Below are 19,136 nucleotides of genomic sequence, written 5' to 3'. Positions count from 1 at the left end.
AATGCTCCAGATCAGAGATTGATGAGGAATTGAATGACAAAAGAAGCGTATCCGATGGCTCTAGTCACGCAAGATAGCCTTGATAGCTATATTCGCTCAGTAAACAGCTACCCAATGCTGACTGCAGACGAAGAGCGTGAACTGGCAGAACGATTACACTACAAAGGTGAGATTGAGGCTGCAAAAGGTCTAATTCTTTCGCACCTACGATTCGTTGTTCACGTTGCTCGTGGTTACTCTGGCTACGGTTTGCCAATGGCGGACCTTGTGCAAGAGGGTAACATCGGTCTAATGAAAGCCGTTAAGCGTTTTAACCCAGAGGTAGGGGTTCGCTTGGTGTCTTTTGCTGTCCACTGGATCAAAGCAGAGATCCACGAATACGTGCTACGTAACTGGCGTATCGTGAAAATTGCGACCACTAAAGCGCAACGTAAGTTGTTCTTCAACTTGCGTAAGTCGAAAAAGCGCTTGGGTTGGTTTAACAACGGTGAAGTCGAAACCGTTGCGCGTGAGTTAGGTGTTGAACCTTCTGAAGTTCGCGAGATGGAATCACGCTTAGCGGCGGTGGATTCAACCTTTGATATGCCAACTGACGAAGACGACAGCTCAAACGCTTACACAGCGCCAATGCTATACCTAGAAGACAAATCGTCTGATGTGGCTGACAACATCGAAGCTGCAAACTGGGAAATGCATACCAACAATCGTCTGGGTCATGCATTAGCGAGTTTGGATGAGCGTAGTCAGCGCATCGTGCGTTCTCGTTGGTTAGACGATGAGAAAGCAACATTGCAAGACTTAGCTGATGAGTTCGGTGTTTCTGCCGAGCGTATTCGCCAGCTAGAAAAAAACGCAATGAAGAAACTAAAATTGGCTGTGGGTGAATTTTAATTTCCACTGCTAATTGAAAGTAAGATTTTCATAGAAAGCCGAGATCATGTGATCTCGGCTTTTTTATTGTCGATCGAAAATCGATAGCGTTTGCGATCCGGATTTTATGTGCTACCTGTGTATAACTCTGTGAAGTAATTATTTATCAACTGTTCGAAACCCGGACAAAATAAGGGATTCAAGCACTTTCCCATCTGGGGATAGTTATAGATATACACACAGTTAGATCAGGATCATCACTACATATTGTGGATCAAAAGATCCAAATACACTTTATCAACGCAATTCACAGCTTTATCCACAAATGGTTGGAATGTGTACACTTTTGAAAACCCTGATTATCCATGTGTCTAAGTTTGCCGTTGGATAGGTTACAATAGCGGCAGTATACCCAAGCGGCTTCAAATATAGATTTTATGCTGTACCACGGGTGCTGATTAGCACGTTAGGTTCGAGGTTGCTTGGGTATATTAATAAGACAATGAGAAAGTAAATGGATCAGTTTAAGCATATCGATGTACAAGGTGCGCAAGCGCTGCTCGAGCAGGGTGATGCGAAGCTTGTAGATATCCGTGACCCTCAATCGTTTGCCGTTGCGCATGCGGAGTCCGCGTATCACTTAACCAACGATACGATCGTTGCGTTTATGGATGAGGTGGAGTTCGAACAACCCATTCTGGTGATGTGTTACCACGGCATTAGTAGCCAAGGTGCCGCACAATATTTAGTTAACCAAGGCTTTGAACAGGTGTACAGTGTGGATGGTGGCTTTGAAGCCTGGCACCGAGCAGAACTACCGATAGTGAGAAGTTAATGAAAAGATTGGTAACGTTAAATAATCCACGTATGGCGCAAGCCTTTATTGATTATATGGCCTCTCGCCAAATTGACATCGAAATGATGCCAGAAGGAGACGGGCAATTTGCGCTGTGGCTGACTGATAGCCAGCATGAAATAGAAGCGGAAGCCGAACTTAAGCAGTTCCTTGCTAACCCGTCTGATTCAAAATACAGCGCCGCCTCGTGGGACGTTGCCGATACTCGCAAGAGCACCTTTCATTATTCTAGCCCGAGTATCATGAGCATGGTCAAAGCAAAAGCCGGCCCAATGACTTTGCTGATCATGACGGTGTGTACCATCATCTACTTGTTACAAATGTTTGGCTTTGGCAATGGCGTGTTTAAGTTGTTGCACTTCCCGGCTTTTGAGGGGCAACAATGGCAAGTGTGGCGATGGCTGAGTCATGCGTTACTGCACTTTTCAGTGACTCACATCGTGTTCAACTTACTATGGTGGTGGCAGTTGGGGGGCGACATCGAACGTCGTCTCGGTTCCGGTAAGCTATTGCAACTCTTTGTAGTATCAGCAGCGCTTTCTGGGGCTGGCCAATTCTATGTTGAAGGGGCAAACTTCGGTGGCTTGTCTGGCGTGGTCTATGCACTGCTTGGCTATTTGTGGATATTGGGTTACCGCTTGCCACATTTAGGCCTTACGCTACCCAAGCCAATCATCGTTTTTATGTTGGTATGGTTAGTTCTTGGTTTTGTGCAGCCGTTCATGGCGATTGCAAACACCGCTCACTTAGTGGGTTTACTGTCGGGGATGGCGATTGCGCTGTTTGATTCAGGCAAGATGAAATACCAACAGCAAGCCTAAAGCTGAAATGAAAAGACCGCTCAAGAGCGGTCTTTTTTATGTTCAAAACGATTTGGGTTTATTGGTAAAGGTATTTTGTAAACAACAAATCGGCAATGATGGTTTTACCTGTTTCGGGCAAAAGTGTTTCGTTGAGGGTCGTCACTAAGGTTTTGCGCAGATCTTCTCGGCCAGAAAGGGACTTAATAGTATCTTCTGTTTGCTTACCCAGTAATTCAATTACTGCATCGCGAATCAAAGGTTGGTGATGCTCAACAATCGATAAATCTTGTTGGCTCATTACCATGATGTCGATGCGCACTTGCACATAACCTAACTTTTTGCCTTTGGTGTAAAAGTTAGTAGTGAGATCAGGCTCAAGGGTAAAGTATGCCAACTTAGGTCCAGCTTCTTCCGTTTCAGCCCAACTTGGTGCGGCGAACAGTATGGTTAACGCAAAAATAATTTGGGCTATATAACGTTTGTACATATTTCTAACTTTTCTTTCTCTGGATCGCGATATTCGAATCGCTTCAGTCTTGATACAATGGGCCGTCTATAACAAATAACGGAACTTACGGTTACATACATTACTATGGACGGTAAGTTGTTGCTTTATTGTACGCATAAAGCCTCCAATTGAATACTAGTATGAATCAGCCAACATCACTCTATCTTGCTTCTTTATTGGAAGTAGAGTGGCAAAACCCCGACGAATTCGAATTTCCAAATGAATTTGCCAAGCACTGGCTTGAAGAGCAAGGGTCTTTGTCACGTCGTTTAAAGCGACACTGCCAAGCATTAACGGTAGAATTGCTACAAAATCAGATCGTCACTGCGGCGACGTTAAAACAGGACGAAAGCCAGTTATTGTCCGAACAAGATTGCTTACTGCGAGAGGTAATTTTGTGTGGTGACAATGATAACTGGGTTATCGGACGGACATTAATTCCTCGCTCAACCTTAGTTGATCAGCAGTATGATTTGGCTCAACAAGGGGATATCCCATTAGGACTAACAGTGTTCAGCGCAGACAACGTTGAGCGAGACTCTTTGCAAATGGGATGGGTAGCCGTACCAGAAGGACGTTTGTTAGCGCGACGCTCAAGGTTGTGGATGAATCACAAACCGATGCTGGTCGCCGAGTTATTCTTATCTAATTCACCAGTTTACGCTAAGGAGACAGTGTAAATGTCCGCAGAAAAAGCCAAAGCATATTGGCAACTGATGCGCATGGATCGCCCGATTGGTTCACTGTTACTGATGTGGCCAACGATTTGGGCGCTGATTATCTCAGCCCAAGGGATGCCGAGTTGGGATGTATTTATCGTGTTTGTATTGGGTGTATTCCTAATGCGTAGCGCGGGGTGCGTGATTAATGATTTTGCTGACCGCAAAGTCGACGGCCATGTAAAACGTACCAAGCAACGCCCACTGCCATCAGGGAAAGTGACAGCAAAAGAAGCGATTGGATTATTTTTGGTTTTGGGTATCAGCTCATTCTTGTTAGTGCTGACCATGAACCCGTTGACGATTCAGCTATCCTTCGCTGGCATCGTGTTGGCGTTCATTTATCCATTTATGAAGCGTTACACTCATATTCCACAGCTCTTTTTAGGCTTGGCGTTTAGCTGGGCAATTCCAATGGCGTGGGCTGCACAAACCGGGGAGCTACCACTGATAGTTTGGTTTGTGTTTCTGATTAACGCTTTATGGACCATTGCTTATGATACTCAATATGCGATGGTCGATCGCGATGATGATTTAAAGATTGGCATTAAATCGACGGCAATTTTGTTTGGTCGTCATGACAAGCTTATTATTGGTGTGTTGCAACTGATTACGCTCGCGATGTTGGTTTGGTTAGGGCAGTTCTACCAATTGGGACAAAGTTACTACTGGACCCTTTTGATTGCAGCGTCGTTGTTTGTTTATCAGCAGCACTTAATTCGTCACCGTGAGCGGGAGTTGTGCTTTAAGGCTTTCCTCAACAACAACTATGTTGGCATGGTGATAGCGATAGGGTTATTGGTCGCATTTTGGTAAGCGAAGAAATAGAAAAAAGGCATCCGATTGGATGCCTTTTTTCTTATTTTGGAAGAAGGTAAAACGGTTACGACTGAAGTTGATGAATACTCTCTTCGATCGTCAGTTTCACTTCTGGATAAAGCAGAGTGAATAGTAATCGTGCAAATTGCTGCGTTTTCTTCGTGTCACAGTTACCATCGTTATCGAGGTATTTTTGCTGTTTGAGCGTATTGAACATAGCGGTAAACACACCTTTATCGAAGAATTCTGGCGCATTAATACCGTGTAAGCGTCCTAAACGTTGAGCAATATCTTGGCTCTTCTGTTCTAGGTCCGATTTACCGAGCTCTGGGTAAGCAACAAGCAAGTTCATCGCGATAGAGTAGCGCTGCAGTGTTTCCGTGATTGTACGACCTAGCAGAACCAAAGGCTGGTTGTTCGACTGATTGATCTCCAGCTTATCACCATCGAGGCTAATCATTTTCTGATCGGCAAACTCATGCAGTGTTTTAACGACCAATTCATCCAACTCGTCTTCTTGATAGCTTAAGAACAACTCTTTCTTCAAGAATGGGTAGATTTGCGCGACATTCGCTTGAATTTTTTCTACCGAAAGGTTGCGCTGACGAATGATCATCTGAGCAATTAATGATGGCAGAGCAAACAAGTGGATGATGTTGTTGCGGTAGTAGGTCATCAGGATCGATTGGCTACGATCCAGCGAAATGATGTCACCCATGCTATCGGTTTCAATCACGAACTTATCAAGTGAAATCGCATGATCGACCAACTCCTCAGCACTTTCGGTAGGGATAGTGGAGGTGCTTGAGTACGGATTATTTTTGAGTAGCTTTAAGTAACACTCAATCTGATTGATCAGCGAGTCACGAGAAAGTGCACGTTGACGAGAAGCAAGCAGTGCGGTTGCACACAAGGTCAACGCGTTTGCCGCCGCCGCATCATTGATGTGCGTCATCATTTTATTAGCAAGGTCGTTCACCACAGGATTCATCCATTGTGGTTTGTTACCACCCATGCTGTCGATGTCTTTCGTCCATTCAGGAGCGTGCTCGTTCAAGTATTGGTTGAGCTGAATTGGCTCACCGAAGTTCACATAGCCCAAACCAAAGTTACGCAGTTTACGCAGAGTACGCAGTACAAGCCCTGCGTTTTCTTTCTCTTTGCGTTTGCCACGCAGCTCTTTCGCGTAAGTGCCTACTTCCATTACGTGCTCGTAGCCGATGTAGACCGGCACTAGCGTTACTGGGCGGTTTAGACCACGTAGCATTGCTTGGATGGTCATAGCCAGCATACCCGTTTTCGCTTGCAGTAAGCGACCTGTACGTGAACGACCACCCTCACTGAAGTACTCGACTGAATAGCCTTTGGCAAACAGCTCAGCTAGATACTCGCGGAAAATGGTTGAGTACAGTTTGTTACCTTTAAAGCTACGACGAATAAAGAACGCCCCACCGCGACGGAAAAGAGGACCGGCCGGGAAGAAGTTCAGGTTAATGCCTGCCGCAATGTGCGGAGGCACCATGCCTTCATGGTATAGAACGTAAGACAACAGTAGGTAGTCCATGTGACTACGGTGACACGGAACGTACACAATTTCGTGGCCGTCTTGCGCTAAACGACGCACAGTCGAGGCGTTATTGATGTGCAACCCTTGGTATAGCTTTGTCCATAGCCAACTCAGGATGCGGTCGCCGTTTTTCACTAGACCGTAGGAGAAGTCGGCGGCGATTTCATCCATGATGTCGTGGGCTTCTTTACGTGCCTTATCAATCGAGATGTTTTTGCTCTTGGCTTCGTCAGCGATCGCCAGTTCAATAGCTGGAGATTTCAATAAACGAGCAAACAACACTTGGCGTTGTGGCAGGTTTGGGCCTGAAGCCGCAAGTTTTTGGCGAGAGAAGTGGATACGCGCCACGCGAGCCAATTTGTGCGCAATTGCGCTGTCGGTACCGTGAGAGTCTGCCATATAACGCAGAGATACCACGGGACTAAAGCGAACCAAGCAGTCGCGTCCTGCTGCCATTACCGCTTTCGCCTTTTGCGGGCCATTCATTGGCTGAAGGTAAGGCTTTTGGTTTTCTTCTTTACCTGGTTTACGACCCCAAAGCACGGTTGCAGGGATCATTTGAACGTCCAATTCACTGTCCAGTTTATGCAGTTCCAGCAAGTCTGTGAACAGAGAGACAGAGTCGGTTGGGACATCATTATCGTTGTTCATCACAGTTGGACGCGCAGCGATAAAGACGAAACGGTTCAGCGTTTTGCCATTGATTTCCAGCGGACTGAGCGGGTCAGGCAGACCAAGGCTCATGGCTTGTTTTTGCAGTGTCAGCAAATCCACGTTCGAGCGGAACGGTAGGGCATATACAATCGGCTTAGCGAGGTCGATATTCAGATCTTCAATCGGGTTCGACGGGATTGTGGTGCCCTTTACCAGTACCGATAAAGGTAGTTTTAGTAATGAACGTGAAAATGATTGTCCAGAAGACATAAAGTTCACAGCCTCAATAGGTATTCAAACAGGCCTAACCTTATTTCAGTGTCCGCTTTGCATGTCTTCTATAGAAAAAGAAATGAGTACGGCAAAAGAAATAAGCCTAGGCGATAAAATTTAAGCGCAGCAAGGATACCAGAAACTGGTCAAACCTTTTAATTTTATTGGCTGTAAATTAGTCGAACTCCTAAGTTGTTGCTTTACTTTGATTAACTGAAAAGGCGGTGTTTTAAACGCATGAATAATGAACTTGGGCAGCAAACGAAGTGCACTCCACAAATAAATTAAAAAACAACCAATTGGGTTTTCATTTGAGCATTTACTGGATATACTCACAGTTAACTGTATAAAAAGACAGGTGAGACATGAAGCCGTTAACGCCACGCCAACAACAAGTCTTCGATTTGATCAAAAGTAAAATCGATGACACCGGAATGCCACCAACTCGTGCAGAGATTGCGCGTGAGCTTGGCTTCCGCTCTGCGAATGCCGCAGAGGAACACCTAAAAGCGCTTGCTCGTAAGCAAGCAATTGAAATTATCCCAGGTGCATCGCGTGGGATTCGTATCCTACTTGATGACTCTGCCGCTAATGACGAACAGGGCTTGCCTTTGATTGGTCAAGTTGCTGCGGGTGAGCCGATTCTGGCTCAGGAACACGTAGAAGCGCACTACCAAGTCGACCCTGCGATGTTCAAGCCGCAAGCGGATTTCTTACTTCGTGTAAATGGCGAAAGTATGAAAGACATCGGGATTATGGATGGCGATTTGCTCGCTGTGCATAAAACCCAAGACGTGAGAGACGGTCAAGTTGTCGTTGCGCGTGTTGATGATGATGTGACTGTGAAGCGTTTGGAGCGCAAAGGTTCAACCATATTACTGCATGCTGAGAATGAAGAGTTTGCCCCAATTCAAGTGGACTTAACGTCTCAGCACCTTACGATTGAAGGCTTAGCCGTTGGTATTATTCGCAATACCGATTGGATGTAAGTGTGTTTAAGCAGCCCAGTTCATCTGGGCTGTTTTGTCTTTTCTCTTCTCTTCTTTTCTCTTTTTCTACTTCCTCCAAAAGCTTGCTTATCATCTTGACCTTGTTTGTTTTGAGCAATTTATAAGCTTGATAATGTAATTGATATTCATTATCATCTTTATTAATGTCTATGTTTTCTCTCTGGCGCAGGAAATGCCCATGTCTCAGTCTAAACATCAAGTTCCTAACCATTTATTAAAGCCACTGTTATTGCGTAGCCGTGAAAGCATGGTCGACAATGGCTTGGTGTACGATCCGATAGCTGCTAAAGCGTGTTTGAGTTGTAAGATGGCGCCGGATTGTTTGAGTGGTGATATTGTGCAGAAGCAATTGCTGCACGTGACGCTGACTCAGCTTTGTGACCAGCAGGTTAGTCACTTCTTACAGCAGTATCCCGATGCTTGGATAATCAATGTTGGAGCTGGGCTGGATACCCGCTTTTATCGTTTGGATAATGGGCGCTGCCATTGGATAGAGCTGGACGTGACGGAAAATTTGGTATGGCGTCAGCGCTTGTTCCACAAAAATGAACGTTATGAACATCGCTGTGGCAGTGTGGATGAAATGTCGTGGCTAGAGACGTTAGCCATTCCAGAGCAAGCACCGGTGCTCATTTTATGTGAAATGGCACTGCTCGATTGCACAGAGCGTCAAGTCGCGAAATTTATTCAAACCTTGGGTCGACATTTTGTTTCTGCTGAACTGTGTATGGTGCTGGCAGGAGATTTAACGGAAACCAAGTGGGGGCAAAAGCTTGGCTCTGATCGTTATGCTCATGGTTTTGAAGCGCCTGCAGCACAGATATTGCAATGGTTACCATGGGCACAATGGGTGAAAGCTTTCTCGCCATTCGATAGATTCTGTTCTCGTTGGAAAGCTTGGCAGCGTTGGCTTAATAAGATTCCAATGTTGAAGCATCGCCTCACGCCAGTCCTCGTTCACATCAAGTGGTAATTGGCTAGTCGTTAAGCGCTCAGGTACACTCGTCGATCTTACTGATGAGGTGCCTGTGACAAATTCAATCTTCTCTCCTTTATCTAACCCAAAAGTTCATCGCCAAGTCTTAGCTTTAGCGATACCTATGGTACTGTCGAATATTACTGTTCCATTGCTCGGTTTGGTCGATGCTGCGGTGATTGGTCATCTAGACCACGCTTGGTATTTGGGTGGTGTTGCGTTGGGCAGCACCATGATCAGCGTGACGTTTTGGCTGCTTGGTTTTTTGCGTATGTCGACTACTGGGTTGGCGGCGCAGTCCTATGGCGGTGAAGACCGAAAGCAACTTGCCTTGGTGTTTATGCAAGGCTCACTTATGGCGCTGCTGTTTGCGTTAGTCTTCCTTATTGCCCATACCCCGATAGCTGATTTGATCTTTGGTTGGAGTGACGCCAGCGCGGAGGTAAAACACTACGGTATGCAATATTTCTCTATCCGTGTGTGGAGTGCCCCCGCTGCGCTAATGAACTTTGTGTTGTTGGGGTGGCTGCTCGGAACGCAAAATTCCAAAGCACCAATGTGGATGGTGATCATCACCAACGTGACTAATATTGCCCTCGATTTGTTGTTTGTGATTGGTTTGGGGTGGAAAGTAGAAGGCGCTGCGCTTGCATCGGTGATTGCTGACTACTCAGGCATGGGTTTTGGTCTCATGTGTGTCTGGAAAACCTGGCGAGAGAGGCAATTACTATCACCTCAAAAGTTGCTAGCCAGCACTCAACACGGTTTAGGGCGATTCGTGAAATTGAATCGCGATATTTTCTTACGCTCTTTGTGTCTGCAAGCGGCTTTTAGCTTTATGACGTTCCAAGGCGCGAGCTTTGGTGATGAGGTTGTCGCTGCAAATGCGGTTCTGATGAGCTTCCTGATGATTATCTCGTATGGCATGGATGGCTTTGCTTATGCAATGGAGGCCATGGTCGGGAAGGCGATTGGTGCCAAAGATAGGCAACAATTGAGTGCATCGCTTGTCGGCACTTTCTTTTGGAGTTTGGTTATTTGCTTAGGACTGACCGCGCTCTTTGGTTTGGCGGGATCGCAGTTGATCGCCATGATCACTTCAATTGAGACGGTACAACAGCAAGCAGCGGTGTATCTACCTTGGCTGGTGGTGATGCCACTTGCGTCGATGTGGTGCTTTCTATTGGATGGCATTTTTGTCGGTGCAACCAAAGGCAAAGACATGCGCAATAGTATGTTTGTCGCGACCAGCAGTTTCTTCGTTGTCTTTTACTTGTTCGCCGAGTGGGAAAATCACGCGCTGTGGTTTGCAATGACGAGCTTTATGTTGATGCGGGGTATTGGTTTAGGGGTTATCTTTCTCTACCAATGGCACAAGGATACCTTCCTCGCACAATGTTGATATAAAAACAGCAGGTCCAAGCCTGCTGTTTTTCTGTCTGCTATCAAGAAGCATAGATTAGAACAAGCGGTTCAAACCATTCAACGCAGCGACACGATACGCTTCGGCCATTGTTGGATAGTTGAAGGTGGTATTGACGAAATACTCGATGGTATTCGCTGAGCCTTTTTGCTCCATAATGGCTTGACCGATGTGGATAATTTCCGCGGCACGTTCGCCAAAACAGTGAATCCCTAAAATTTCTTTGGTTTCACGATGGAACAATATCTTCAAGCTACCGATGTCTTTCCCTGCGATCTGTGCACGAGCTAGATGCTTGAACGAAGAGCGTCCTACTTCATACGGTACTTTCGCAGCTGTTAGCTCTTGCTCGGTTTTACCCACAGAGCTAATCTCTGGGATGGTGTAGATACCCGTTGGAATATCATCAATCAGATAGTTTTCTGCCTGACCTTTCGTAATGGCTTGTGCGACAAATCGCCCTTGGTCATAAGCGGCGCTTGCAAGGCTAGGGTAACCGATGACATCGCCTACAGCGTAAATGTGTTCGATATCGGTTTGGTAGTTACGGTTTACTTTTAGTTGTCCGCGAGAGTCCGCTTCCAGACCCACAGCACCCAAATTCAACTTATCGGTGTTACCTGTTCGACCATTCGCATACAACAAACAGTCCGCCTTCATCTTCTTGCCAGATTGTAGGTGAATAATCACGCCATCTTCTGTGCCTTCGATTTTTTCATAGGTCTCATCATTACGAATTACCACACCGCTGTTCCAGAAGTGGTAAGACAGCGCATCTGACACTTCGTTGTCCAAAAACTCCAACAAGCGGTCGCGGGTATTGATAAGGTCAGTCTTCACTCCAAGGCCGCGGAAGATAGAAGCGTATTCACAACCGATAACGCCTGCACCGTAAATGATGATATGGCGAGGGTCGTGTTTCAGGCTCAAAATGGAATCACTGTCGTAGATGCGCTCATGCAAGAAATCAACGTCGTTAGGCTGATACGGACGAGAACCCGTCGCGATGACAAACTTATCCGCAGAATAGATTTCTTCTGTACCGTCGCTTTGCATCACTGCAATTGAGTAGTTATCGATAAATCGCGCGGTTCCGAACAAAAGTGTGCATGAGTTACGGTCATAAAAGCCCTGACGAAGTCGAGTTTGCTTATCAATGACCGATTTAGCATGATCTAAAATGTCAGAAAATGTTGCATGAACGCTGGTGTTGTTTCGACAAAATAGCGGGTTGCTATTAAATTCGATGATGCGGCTAACGGCATGACGCAGTGCTTTTGATGGAATAGTACCCCAGTGAGTACAACCGCCGCCGACACTGCTTTCTTTCTCGACAATGGCAACATTCAGTCCCGCTTTGGTTAATCCCATTGCAGCCCCTTCTCCGCCAGGGCCACTACCGATTACGATCACGTCATAGTGATTAACATGCGCCATGATGCCTTCCTTGTTATATTTGCTTAACATTGCTTTAGCGCGATTTTAACTCATTTACTCTATTGGTACACGTCATGCCTGTTAGAGAGTGGAAGTGATCACGCAGAATCGACCAAAAGGATGATTTGGTATGTTGTATGTCTATAAATTGCATCGAGAACATTGCAATTAGATGCATGCCAATAGTAACGTTCTCGGCGCTCAGAGCGAGCGAAGCAACATATCTTTCTCCGTAGGAGCAAATTGCGTTATATTGAGGCTCTTGTACCCTACAGAAAAAGAGCAAGTTAAGAATGAAATCGATGGGAATCCGCGCACAGCAAAAAGAGAAGACACGTCGATCATTGATCGATGCGGCATTTAGTCAATTAAGTGCGGATCGCAGCTTTTCCAGCCTTAGCTTGCGAGAAGTCGCCCGAGAGGCAGGGATTGCACCGACTTCTTTTTACCGTCACTTCAAAGATATGGATGAGCTAGGCTTAACCATGGTTGATGAAGGCGGTTTGCTACTACGTCAACTGATGCGTCAGGCGCGTCAACGTATTGTGAAAGAAGGTAGCGTAATTCGTACCTCGGTCGAAACCTTTATGGAATTCATTGAAAGTAGTCCGAACGTTTTTCGTTTGTTGTTGCGTGAGCGCTCCGGCACTTCTGCTGAATTTCGTACCGCTGTTGCTCGAGAAATCCAGCATTTTGCGGCAGAATTAACCGAGTATTTAATGAGCACCGGCGTGACCAGAGAAGAGGCGTATACTCAAGCAGAAGCGTCTGTGACTTTGGTTTTCAGTTCGGGGGCTGAAGCTTTAGATTTAGATCGACGTGAGCGCGATGAACTCGCCGAGCGATTGATCATGCAATTGCGAATGATAGCCAAAGGGGCCTATTGGTATCGCAAAGAACGTGAACGTAACCGATTAAAAGGCGGGATAGAATAATGTCGAATGGAAATAAATCTGAAAAGAAAACGCTGATTTTGGCACTGGTTGCAGGTATGTGTGGTGATGCTTTGTTGTCATGGTTGACCATGAGTGAAGTGTCTTTTTCAATCTTCCCATTGATTGCACTCGTACTGGCTGTACAAGCTCTTTACCAAGAGTACCTAAATAATCCGGTATCAGAAGATATCCCATTAGTTGGCTTGGCGTGTTTCTTCGTAGGTGCGTTTGGTCACTCTGCGTTTATTAAAGCGCAATACCCAGAAGCAGGCTCAAACTTCTTTGCGATCATGGTTTCAATGATCTTACTCGCATGGATTGGTAAGAAGCTAGGGTTTGTCAGCAAGAAGACTTCTGCGGAATAAGAAAAACGAATCAAATACAAAAAAGCGAGCCATTGAGCTCGCTTTTTTTGTATTTGACGCCGTGGGTTACGCTTTGCGTTCCAATAGCACGCCCGCTTCCATATGGTGGGTATAAGGGAATTGGTCAAACAGAGCAAAACGCGTCACGTTGTGTGTTTCGCATAGAATGTCCAAGTTCTCTTTTAGAGTCTCAGGGTTACAAGAGATGTACATGATGCGCTCGTAACCTTGCACCATTTTACAAGTATCGACATCCATACCAGAGCGTGGTGGATCGACAAAAATCGTATTGCAGTTGTAGCTCTTCAGATCCACGCCTGCATCTTGTAGACGACGGAATTCACGTTTACCTTCGATTGCTTGAGTAAACTCTTCTGCTGATAGACGTAGGATTTGTACGTTATCAATCTTATTGGCGGCGATGTTGTACTGTGCAGATACAACCGATGGTTTTGCTAGCTCAGTTGCCAGGACGCGGTCGAAATTCTGTGCCAAGGCCAGCGAGAAGTTACCGTTACCACAGTAAAGTTCTAGTAGGTCGCCAGTGCTTTCTTGGGTGCAGTCGACCGCCCATTCCAGCATCTTCTCTGCGACTTTGCCGTTCGGCTGAGTGAAGCTGTTCTCTACTTGTTGGTAGATGTAGCTCTGACCATTTACATCGAGTTTCTCGACCACGTAGTCGCGGTCTAGGACAATCTTCATCTTACGAGCACGACCAATGATGTTTAGGTTGAAGCCTTCATCATTTAAGCGCTGTTTAAGGGCTTTCGCGTTTTCAATCCACTCTTCATCAAGTTGGCGATGGTAAAGGAGTGAAACCAGAATCTCACCACTTAGCGTCGATAGGAAATCCACCTGGAACAGTTTACGACGTAGCGAGTCGTTGTCTTTCATCGCTTCAACCAATAGCGGCATCAGGTCGTTGATCAGACGGCTTGCTGCAGGGAATTGGTCAACACGGTATTTCTCACGAGTTTCTTGGTTGAACATGATGTAGTAAAGATCTTCGCCTTCATGCCAAACACGGAACTCAGCACGCATGCGGTAGTGCTGCTCTGGTGATTCAAACACTTCCAGTTCTGGCATGTTGTATGGCGCGAACATATCCGTGAGACGTTCGACTTTTTCAGCCAGTTGTTCTTGGTAGCGTTGTGGGTTTACATCAAGAGTAGCCATGATCTTACCTTTTATGGTGCATTCAATTTAAGAGCGCAGATTTTATTCAATCTCAATAGGATGTCCAGTTTTGTACTGGAATTGATTTAAAGATAGTGCGTACAGACAGAGTAGAAAGCAAAATCAATCAAAACGTTACAACTTATAAGGGCAATATTGGCTGGACAAATAATCAATAGCTGAATAATATTTGCCTCAAGCTGGTGCTATCTAGCAATCTAGATGGCTGAAATGGGAATCTGGTGTGAATCCAGAACTGACGCGCAGCGGTAAAAGAGAACGAACGCTCATCAGACACTGCATTAGTTTATGTGGGAAGTCGAGTAAGTAGGCGGTACACCCGTGCTCTTGAGTCCGAATACCTGCCAGCAACTGAGCCACAGCACTGGACTGTCATGATGACAGGGCTCGGAAGGAATTACGCGATTTAGGACAATACAATGAGAAAATCCGCACTGGCGATCACTTTGGCATCGCTGCTTTCACCTGTCTCTTATCTACAGGCCCAAGAAACCTCCACTGACGAAACCATCGTTGTGACTGCAAACCGTTTTGAGCAAGCCGAAAGCCGTACGTTGGCAGATGTCGAAGTGGTTACTCGACAAGACATTGATCGCATTCAAGCGAAAACCCTACCAGATGTATTGCGCCGTCTTACGGGGATTCAAGTTTCACAAAATGGTGGTCGTGGTCAGTTAGCGTCTTTATTTGTTCGTGGTACCAGTTCCGACCAAGTTCTAGTACTGGTTGATGGCGTACGTTTTGCACGAGCAGCGAAGGGCGCTGTGGACTTTAACCAAATCCCACTTACTTACGTTCAACGGATTGAGTACGTGCGTGGTGCGCGTGCGTCACTTTATGGCTCAGAAGCGATTGGTGGCGTGATCAATATCATCACCATTGCGCGTGCTGACGAAGAAAGAACGAAGTTAAGCGCAGGTTTAGGTAGCTTAGATTACCAAGAATTGAGTGTGGCATCTGGCATTAAAGTCACAGAGAGCGGCCAGCTGAATATCGCGCTTGGTAGTGAAAGTGATGATGGTTATAACGTTCGTCCTGTACCGGGAGTTAATGACGGCGATCGCCATGGCTTTGATACAAAGAATGGTCTGCTAGGTTACGTGCATAACTTCAATGACCAGTGGTCTGTATTTGGTAACCTACGTGCTTACGAAAATGTTTATCAATATGACAGCAGCTACGGCAGTCGCGGTTATTACGAAGCAGAAAAAGACGACCTTTCTGCCACTCTGGGCGGTAAGTATCAGTCTGATAATGTGATGTCAGAACTACAAGTAACGGCACAGAAACAGAAGTCTTGGAACTATGAGCAAGCAAAAGGCAAACACTCAGGTACTGAAGATGAACTTGAGCAGCAAAATGTCCAGTGGACCAACAGTTACTTGCTAAACAACAATACGACGTTTGCTGGTGGTATTGATTGGCGCAACGAATCTTATAAAGACAAGAGTGCGAATAAAACGTTTGATCGTACCAATGGCGCTCTGTTTGGTATGGCAACCACTAGCATTGATAAAGCAATGCTTGAGGGCAGTGCTCGCTTGGATGATAACGAAGAATACGGTAGTGAGTTCACTTACAGCTTAGCGGCTGGTTACCAGTTTGTGCCAGAGTTTGGGGTTAAAGCTTCTTTTGGTACTGCGTTTAAGGCTCCAAACCTATATCAACAGTATGACCCAACATACGGTGAGAAAGATCTGAAGCCGGAAGAGTCAGATGCTTGGGAACTAGCATTTAGCGGTGATGTCCAAGGCGTTTTTTGGTCCGTCACGGGTTATGACTATAAAATCACGAATCTTATCGATTACCATCCAACCACATACAAATATTTGAATGTCGATGGTGAAACACATATCCAAGGTGTGGAGCTTGTTGCTGAGTTTGATACAGGGATTGTGCAGCACCAGTTGAGTGCAGATTACAAAGATGCTGAAGACGATAAAGGGCATCAGTTGCAGCGCCGCGCGAAAGAAATGTATAAGTGGAATGCTTTAGTGAGCTTCGATAAAGTGGATTGGTCGGTTAGCTATCAGTACGTCGGTAAGCGTCCAGATGTGGATTACAGCACTTGGCCTTCACAAGATATTACGCTTTCTTCTTACTCGTTGGTTGATACGGCGGTGACTTACTATCCGAATGAGTCGACCTCTATTAGCGCTCGTATCGATAATCTACTTGATGAAGAGTATGAGATGGCAAAAGGTTACCCTGCTGCAGAGCGAGCGTACTATCTCAACGTTGGCTACGAATTCTAATCGTGAATGAGCACAAACCGCCTTCGGGCGGTTTTTAATATTTTGTGGTGGAAAATCGAATGAAGAAACCCAAGCGAGTGGTGATCAGTTGGTCCAGTGGTAAAGATTCGACATTAACGCTTGAGCGCCTTAACGAGAATCCAAATTATCAAGTTATCGGTTTGTACACGACTTACGTAGGAAAAGAAGTCCCTTTCCAAGCAACTCCGCTTGAGGTTGTACAAATGCAAGCAGACTTACTTGCGCTTCCGCTCATTACTATCGAACTGCCTGAAGTCTTTCCGAGTAACGACATTTATCAATCGACCATCGTTAATGCATTACAAAGTAGTGGTCTGAATATAGAAGCTGTCGCATTTGGCGATATGTTTTGCAATGGCATTGCCGAGTACCGACGCAGCTATATTGAACCTGCTGGCTGGGAGTGCGTCTTTCCGCTATTAGGGGAGAGCAGCGACAAACTAGCGATGGAAATCATAGAGCGTGGTATTCAAACGATGTTGATCACCATCGACGGAAGTGTTCTCCCTCCAGAGTGGTGTGGTCGCTGGTATGACAAAGTCCTAATAGAGTCATTACCAAGTCAAATTGATCCCTGTGGGGAAAATGGTGAATTTCACACACTGGTCACGTCTTCGCCGTCTTTTCAAGGGCATATCGAGCTGACGAAGCGAGATGTAGAATCTGGAGATAGATTCAGCCATCAAAGATACCATGCTAAAGCATTGCCAAAACAAATCTAAGCAGTATGATCGCAACGTTTCTGTTCTTTAGGTAAGGCTCGTGCGAGTAGCAAGTAAGAAAAAAGTCCTAGTTTTTGACTCCGGTGTTGGTGGTCTTTCTGTATTCCAAGAGATACATCGCCTATTGCCGCATCTTGACTACTTATACTTATTCGATAATCAGGCTTACCCTTATGGTGAACTCGATCAGGCGGTACTCATTTCACGAGTTAACCAACTGGTCTCTTCATTAGTCGAAGAACACCAAGTCGACATTGTTGTCATTGCTTGTAATACGGCAAGCACCATAGTGCTTCCTTCCTTACGTGAAAATCTATCGATTCCCGTTGTTGGTGTTGTCCCTGCGATTAAACCCGCATCGCTTTTGGCATCAAAAGGGGTAGGGCTGATCGCCACACCGGCGACAGTAACACGCCAATATACTCACGAGTTAATACGAGACTTTGCGCAAGGCAAACCAGTTGAGCTGTTGGGATCAACTCGCTTGGTGGATATGGCCGAAGAGAAGTTGCGAGGCAACAGCGTTTCTCTAGACGAACTGACAAAAATCCTGCTTCCGCTTCGCGATAAAGTAGACGTTGCGGTGCTCGGTTGTACTCACTTCCCTTTAATCAAAGAGGAAATTCATCAAGCTTTGGGTGGGGACGTTACTTTAATTGATTCGGGTGCAGCCATTGCACGTCGAGTAAAAGCATTACTATTAAGTGATGAAATTGAGGATACGGAAGAGGGAAGTAAGTCGATTTATGCCAGTGCAACTCCTTGGCAGGAAGATGCACTGAACATTTGTTTAAAGAAGCTAGGTTTTAATCCTGTTCTGGTTTACCACCATCCGGGTGTTTAGGATCGTTCGCAATTCTCACTTTTAGCGTTCTCTCCATATATTCCTTTTCATTAAGTTTATCGATAGCTGGCTTGGCATCTGCCGCAGCCATCACGACAAAACCAAACCCTCTTCTTTTTCCAGTGCGCTTATCTTTCATTAAGCGTACTGCATAGACCTGTCCATATTCAGCAAACAAATCGCGAACGTGACTCTCATTGGCCTTATAAGGAAGGTTGCCGACATACAGAGTTTTAGTTGATGGATCCGAGTCTGTTGATTGAATAGAAGGTGTCTGGCTAGAAAATGAAAATAAAAAAGCAGTAGCGATAACACCAATGAGAAAACTCAAGGCTGGTGGGATGGTGACTTGAGAGAAGACGATTCCCCCAACGACGGCCAGCCCTGCACATAAAATCAGATTTTTTTTAGACGTCATTTTAATTACTACACATAGTGATAAAGAGATCGATTGTCCATTAACAGAATAGACACATGAATCTTACGTATATGGTTGGTGTTTTTCCAACCAATTGCTGTGATATGTCTCAAATGTGACGAAGAAATATGCAAATATCACGCTTTTGGCTAACTAATAACCTGTTGAAAGTTTTTTTGCAAAAAACGCTTGTACTAATTTCTCAACTCCCTATACTGCGCATCCACCGACACGGAGTGAGACGAAAGTCACACAGCGAGTCGGAAGTGAGAGAAAAAGAAATTTGAAAAAATGCTTGACTCTCTCACGGTGCGGAGTAAGATACGCACCCCTAACGACGAGCAACTAAGTTGCTGGATAAGTTAGAAAAGCTCTTTAAAAATATAAACCTATCAATCTGTGTGGGCACTCGTTGATGATAATCCAATTAGAAACTTCGGTTTCAAATTAGGTTTCAATGAAAC

At 45.5% G+C, this 19,136-nt stretch carries 18 protein-coding genes and 1 riboswitch; of the genes, 13 read left to right on the top strand and 5 right to left on the bottom strand.

Annotated elements, in window-relative coordinates; all coding sequences use genetic code 11:
• The first annotated feature begins 33 nt into the window (after positions 1-33).
• From rpoH to glpG, 3 genes are all read left to right on the top strand, one after another.
• Positions 34-891: an RNA polymerase sigma factor RpoH gene (gene rpoH / locus ACWPOD_RS21805; RefSeq protein ID WP_005378693.1), complete on the top strand. Its 858-nt coding sequence runs from the start codon at positions 34-36 to the stop codon at positions 889-891.
• 493 nt (positions 892-1,384) lie between these two features.
• On the top strand, positions 1,385-1,705 hold the full coding sequence (gene glpE, locus ACWPOD_RS21800; RefSeq protein WP_005378691.1) for a thiosulfate sulfurtransferase GlpE: 321 nt from the start codon (positions 1,385-1,387) through the stop codon (positions 1,703-1,705).
• Positions 1,705-2,547, top strand: coding sequence for a rhomboid family intramembrane serine protease GlpG (gene glpG / locus ACWPOD_RS21795; RefSeq protein ID WP_005393785.1), 843 nt, complete (start codon positions 1,705-1,707; stop codon positions 2,545-2,547). Before glpE ends, glpG begins: the two co-directional genes overlap by 1 nt.
• 58 nt (positions 2,548-2,605) lie before the next feature.
• Here the strand turns inward: glpG and ACWPOD_RS21790 are convergent, their stop codons facing one another.
• A complete protein-coding gene (locus ACWPOD_RS21790) occupies positions 2,606-3,016 on the bottom strand; it encodes a flagellar basal body-associated protein FliL (protein WP_046874381.1) in 411 nt (136 codons plus the stop codon).
• Positions 3,017-3,177: 161 nt separating this feature from the next.
• Here ACWPOD_RS21790 and ACWPOD_RS21785 point away from each other — a divergent pair, with 161 nt between their 5' ends.
• Entirely contained in the window at positions 3,178-3,717 is a 540-nt protein-coding gene (locus ACWPOD_RS21785) for a chorismate lyase (RefSeq protein ID WP_258628131.1), read from the top strand.
• Positions 3,718-4,572, top strand: a complete 855-nt coding sequence (gene ubiA / locus ACWPOD_RS21780) for a 4-hydroxybenzoate octaprenyltransferase (RefSeq protein ID WP_005393780.1) — start codon at positions 3,718-3,720, stop codon at positions 4,570-4,572.
• A gap of 67 nt (positions 4,573-4,639) precedes the next feature.
• On the opposite strand, the gene plsB is transcribed toward ubiA, so the two are convergent.
• Positions 4,640-7,066, bottom strand: a complete 2,427-nt coding sequence (plsB, locus tag ACWPOD_RS21775) for a glycerol-3-phosphate 1-O-acyltransferase PlsB (protein WP_047010238.1) — start codon at positions 7,064-7,066, stop codon at positions 4,640-4,642.
• A 368-nt stretch (positions 7,067-7,434) separates the two neighbouring features.
• On the opposite strand from plsB, the gene lexA reads away from it, so the two are divergent.
• The 3 genes from lexA (at position 7,435) to dinF (ending at position 10,457) form a co-directional block, all read left to right on the top strand.
• Positions 7,435-8,058: a transcriptional repressor LexA gene (gene lexA, locus ACWPOD_RS21770; protein ID WP_005393778.1), complete on the top strand. Its 624-nt coding sequence runs from the start codon at positions 7,435-7,437 to the stop codon at positions 8,056-8,058.
• Between the two features lie 199 nt (positions 8,059-8,257).
• Positions 8,258-9,052, top strand: coding sequence for a class I SAM-dependent methyltransferase (locus ACWPOD_RS21765; RefSeq protein WP_456232230.1), 795 nt, complete (start codon positions 8,258-8,260; stop codon positions 9,050-9,052).
• A 55-nt stretch (positions 9,053-9,107) separates the two neighbouring features.
• Positions 9,108-10,457: an MATE family efflux transporter DinF gene (gene dinF, locus ACWPOD_RS21760; protein WP_456232229.1), complete on the top strand. Its 1,350-nt coding sequence runs from the start codon at positions 9,108-9,110 to the stop codon at positions 10,455-10,457.
• Between the two features lie 57 nt (positions 10,458-10,514).
• On the opposite strand, the gene sthA is transcribed toward dinF, so the two are convergent.
• The gene (gene sthA / locus ACWPOD_RS21755; RefSeq protein WP_006742759.1) at positions 10,515-11,945 is read right to left on the bottom strand and encodes a Si-specific NAD(P)(+) transhydrogenase; all 1,431 of its coding nucleotides are present in this window, start codon (positions 11,943-11,945) and stop codon (positions 10,515-10,517) included.
• A gap of 263 nt (positions 11,946-12,208) precedes the next feature.
• Between sthA and fabR the strand changes: the two genes are divergently transcribed.
• Positions 12,209-12,850: an HTH-type transcriptional repressor FabR gene (fabR, locus tag ACWPOD_RS21750; protein ID WP_005378632.1), complete on the top strand. Its 642-nt coding sequence runs from the start codon at positions 12,209-12,211 to the stop codon at positions 12,848-12,850.
• Complete coding sequence (locus ACWPOD_RS21745; RefSeq protein ID WP_005378634.1) at positions 12,850-13,215, top strand: YijD family membrane protein; 366 nt, start codon at positions 12,850-12,852, stop codon at positions 13,213-13,215. The genes fabR and ACWPOD_RS21745 overlap by 1 nt, the downstream gene beginning before the upstream one ends.
• A gap of 66 nt (positions 13,216-13,281) precedes the next feature.
• Here the strand turns inward: ACWPOD_RS21745 and trmA are convergent, their stop codons facing one another.
• Positions 13,282-14,391 carry a tRNA (uridine(54)-C5)-methyltransferase TrmA gene (gene trmA / locus ACWPOD_RS21740; RefSeq protein ID WP_237285393.1) on the bottom strand — a complete coding sequence of 370 codons (1,110 nt, stop codon included), beginning with the start codon at positions 14,389-14,391 and terminating at the stop codon, positions 13,282-13,284.
• A gap of 186 nt (positions 14,392-14,577) precedes the next feature.
• Positions 14,578-14,775: riboswitch (cobalamin riboswitch) on the top strand.
• 56 nt (positions 14,776-14,831) lie between these two features.
• On the opposite strand from trmA, the gene btuB reads away from it, so the two are divergent.
• From btuB to murI, 3 genes are read left to right on the top strand one after another with little or no spacing between them, the layout of a single operon-like run.
• The gene (btuB, locus tag ACWPOD_RS21735; RefSeq protein ID WP_317421695.1) at positions 14,832-16,667 is read left to right on the top strand and encodes a TonB-dependent vitamin B12 receptor; all 1,836 of its coding nucleotides are present in this window, start codon (positions 14,832-14,834) and stop codon (positions 16,665-16,667) included.
• A gap of 59 nt (positions 16,668-16,726) precedes the next feature.
• Positions 16,727-17,410, top strand: coding sequence for a Dph6-related ATP pyrophosphatase (locus tag ACWPOD_RS21730; protein ID WP_012841304.1), 684 nt, complete (start codon positions 16,727-16,729; stop codon positions 17,408-17,410).
• A 40-nt stretch (positions 17,411-17,450) separates the two neighbouring features.
• Complete coding sequence (murI, locus tag ACWPOD_RS21725; protein ID WP_046874611.1) at positions 17,451-18,254, top strand: glutamate racemase; 804 nt, start codon at positions 17,451-17,453, stop codon at positions 18,252-18,254.
• Here the strand turns inward: murI and ACWPOD_RS21720 are convergent.
• Positions 18,217-18,672 (bottom strand): RNA-binding protein, encoded by a 456-nt coding sequence (locus ACWPOD_RS21720; RefSeq protein WP_046874612.1) that lies wholly within the window; start codon positions 18,670-18,672, stop codon positions 18,217-18,219. The two genes, murI and ACWPOD_RS21720, sit on opposite strands and share 38 nt — an antisense overlap.
• Positions 18,673-19,136: the final 464 nt, after the last annotated feature.

The sequence above is a fragment of the Vibrio sp. JZG120 genome (assembly GCF_053890955.1).
Note: the sequence above shows the minus strand (reverse complement) of the source record. Positions and strands in the feature narration are given on the sequence as shown.

Coding starts and splice junctions, on each gene's coding strand:
- rpoH (WP_005378693.1), top strand. CDS start 34: ATGACAAAAGAAGCGTATCCGATGGCTCTAGTCACGCAAGATAGCCTT.
- glpE (WP_005378691.1), top strand. CDS start 1,385: ATGGATCAGTTTAAGCATATCGATGTACAAGGTGCGCAAGCGCTGCTC.
- glpG (WP_005393785.1), top strand. CDS start 1,705: ATGAAAAGATTGGTAACGTTAAATAATCCACGTATGGCGCAAGCCTTT.
- ACWPOD_RS21790 (WP_046874381.1), bottom strand. CDS start 3,016: ATGTACAAACGTTATATAGCCCAAATTATTTTTGCGTTAACCATACTG.
- ACWPOD_RS21785 (WP_258628131.1), top strand. CDS start 3,178: ATGAATCAGCCAACATCACTCTATCTTGCTTCTTTATTGGAAGTAGAG.
- ubiA (WP_005393780.1), top strand. CDS start 3,718: ATGTCCGCAGAAAAAGCCAAAGCATATTGGCAACTGATGCGCATGGAT.
- plsB (WP_047010238.1), bottom strand. CDS start 7,066: ATGTCTTCTGGACAATCATTTTCACGTTCATTACTAAAACTACCTTTA.
- lexA (WP_005393778.1), top strand. CDS start 7,435: ATGAAGCCGTTAACGCCACGCCAACAACAAGTCTTCGATTTGATCAAA.
- ACWPOD_RS21765 (WP_456232230.1), top strand. CDS start 8,258: ATGTCTCAGTCTAAACATCAAGTTCCTAACCATTTATTAAAGCCACTG.
- sthA (WP_006742759.1), bottom strand. CDS start 11,945: ATGTTAAGCAAATATAACAAGGAAGGCATCATGGCGCATGTTAATCAC.
- fabR (WP_005378632.1), top strand. CDS start 12,209: ATGAAATCGATGGGAATCCGCGCACAGCAAAAAGAGAAGACACGTCGA.
- ACWPOD_RS21745 (WP_005378634.1), top strand. CDS start 12,850: ATGTCGAATGGAAATAAATCTGAAAAGAAAACGCTGATTTTGGCACTG.
- trmA (WP_237285393.1), bottom strand. CDS start 14,391: ATGGCTACTCTTGATGTAAACCCACAACGCTACCAAGAACAACTGGCT.
- btuB (WP_317421695.1), top strand. CDS start 14,832: ATGAGAAAATCCGCACTGGCGATCACTTTGGCATCGCTGCTTTCACCT.
- ACWPOD_RS21730 (WP_012841304.1), top strand. CDS start 16,727: ATGAAGAAACCCAAGCGAGTGGTGATCAGTTGGTCCAGTGGTAAAGAT.
- ACWPOD_RS21720 (WP_046874612.1), bottom strand. CDS start 18,672: ATGACGTCTAAAAAAAATCTGATTTTATGTGCAGGGCTGGCCGTCGTT.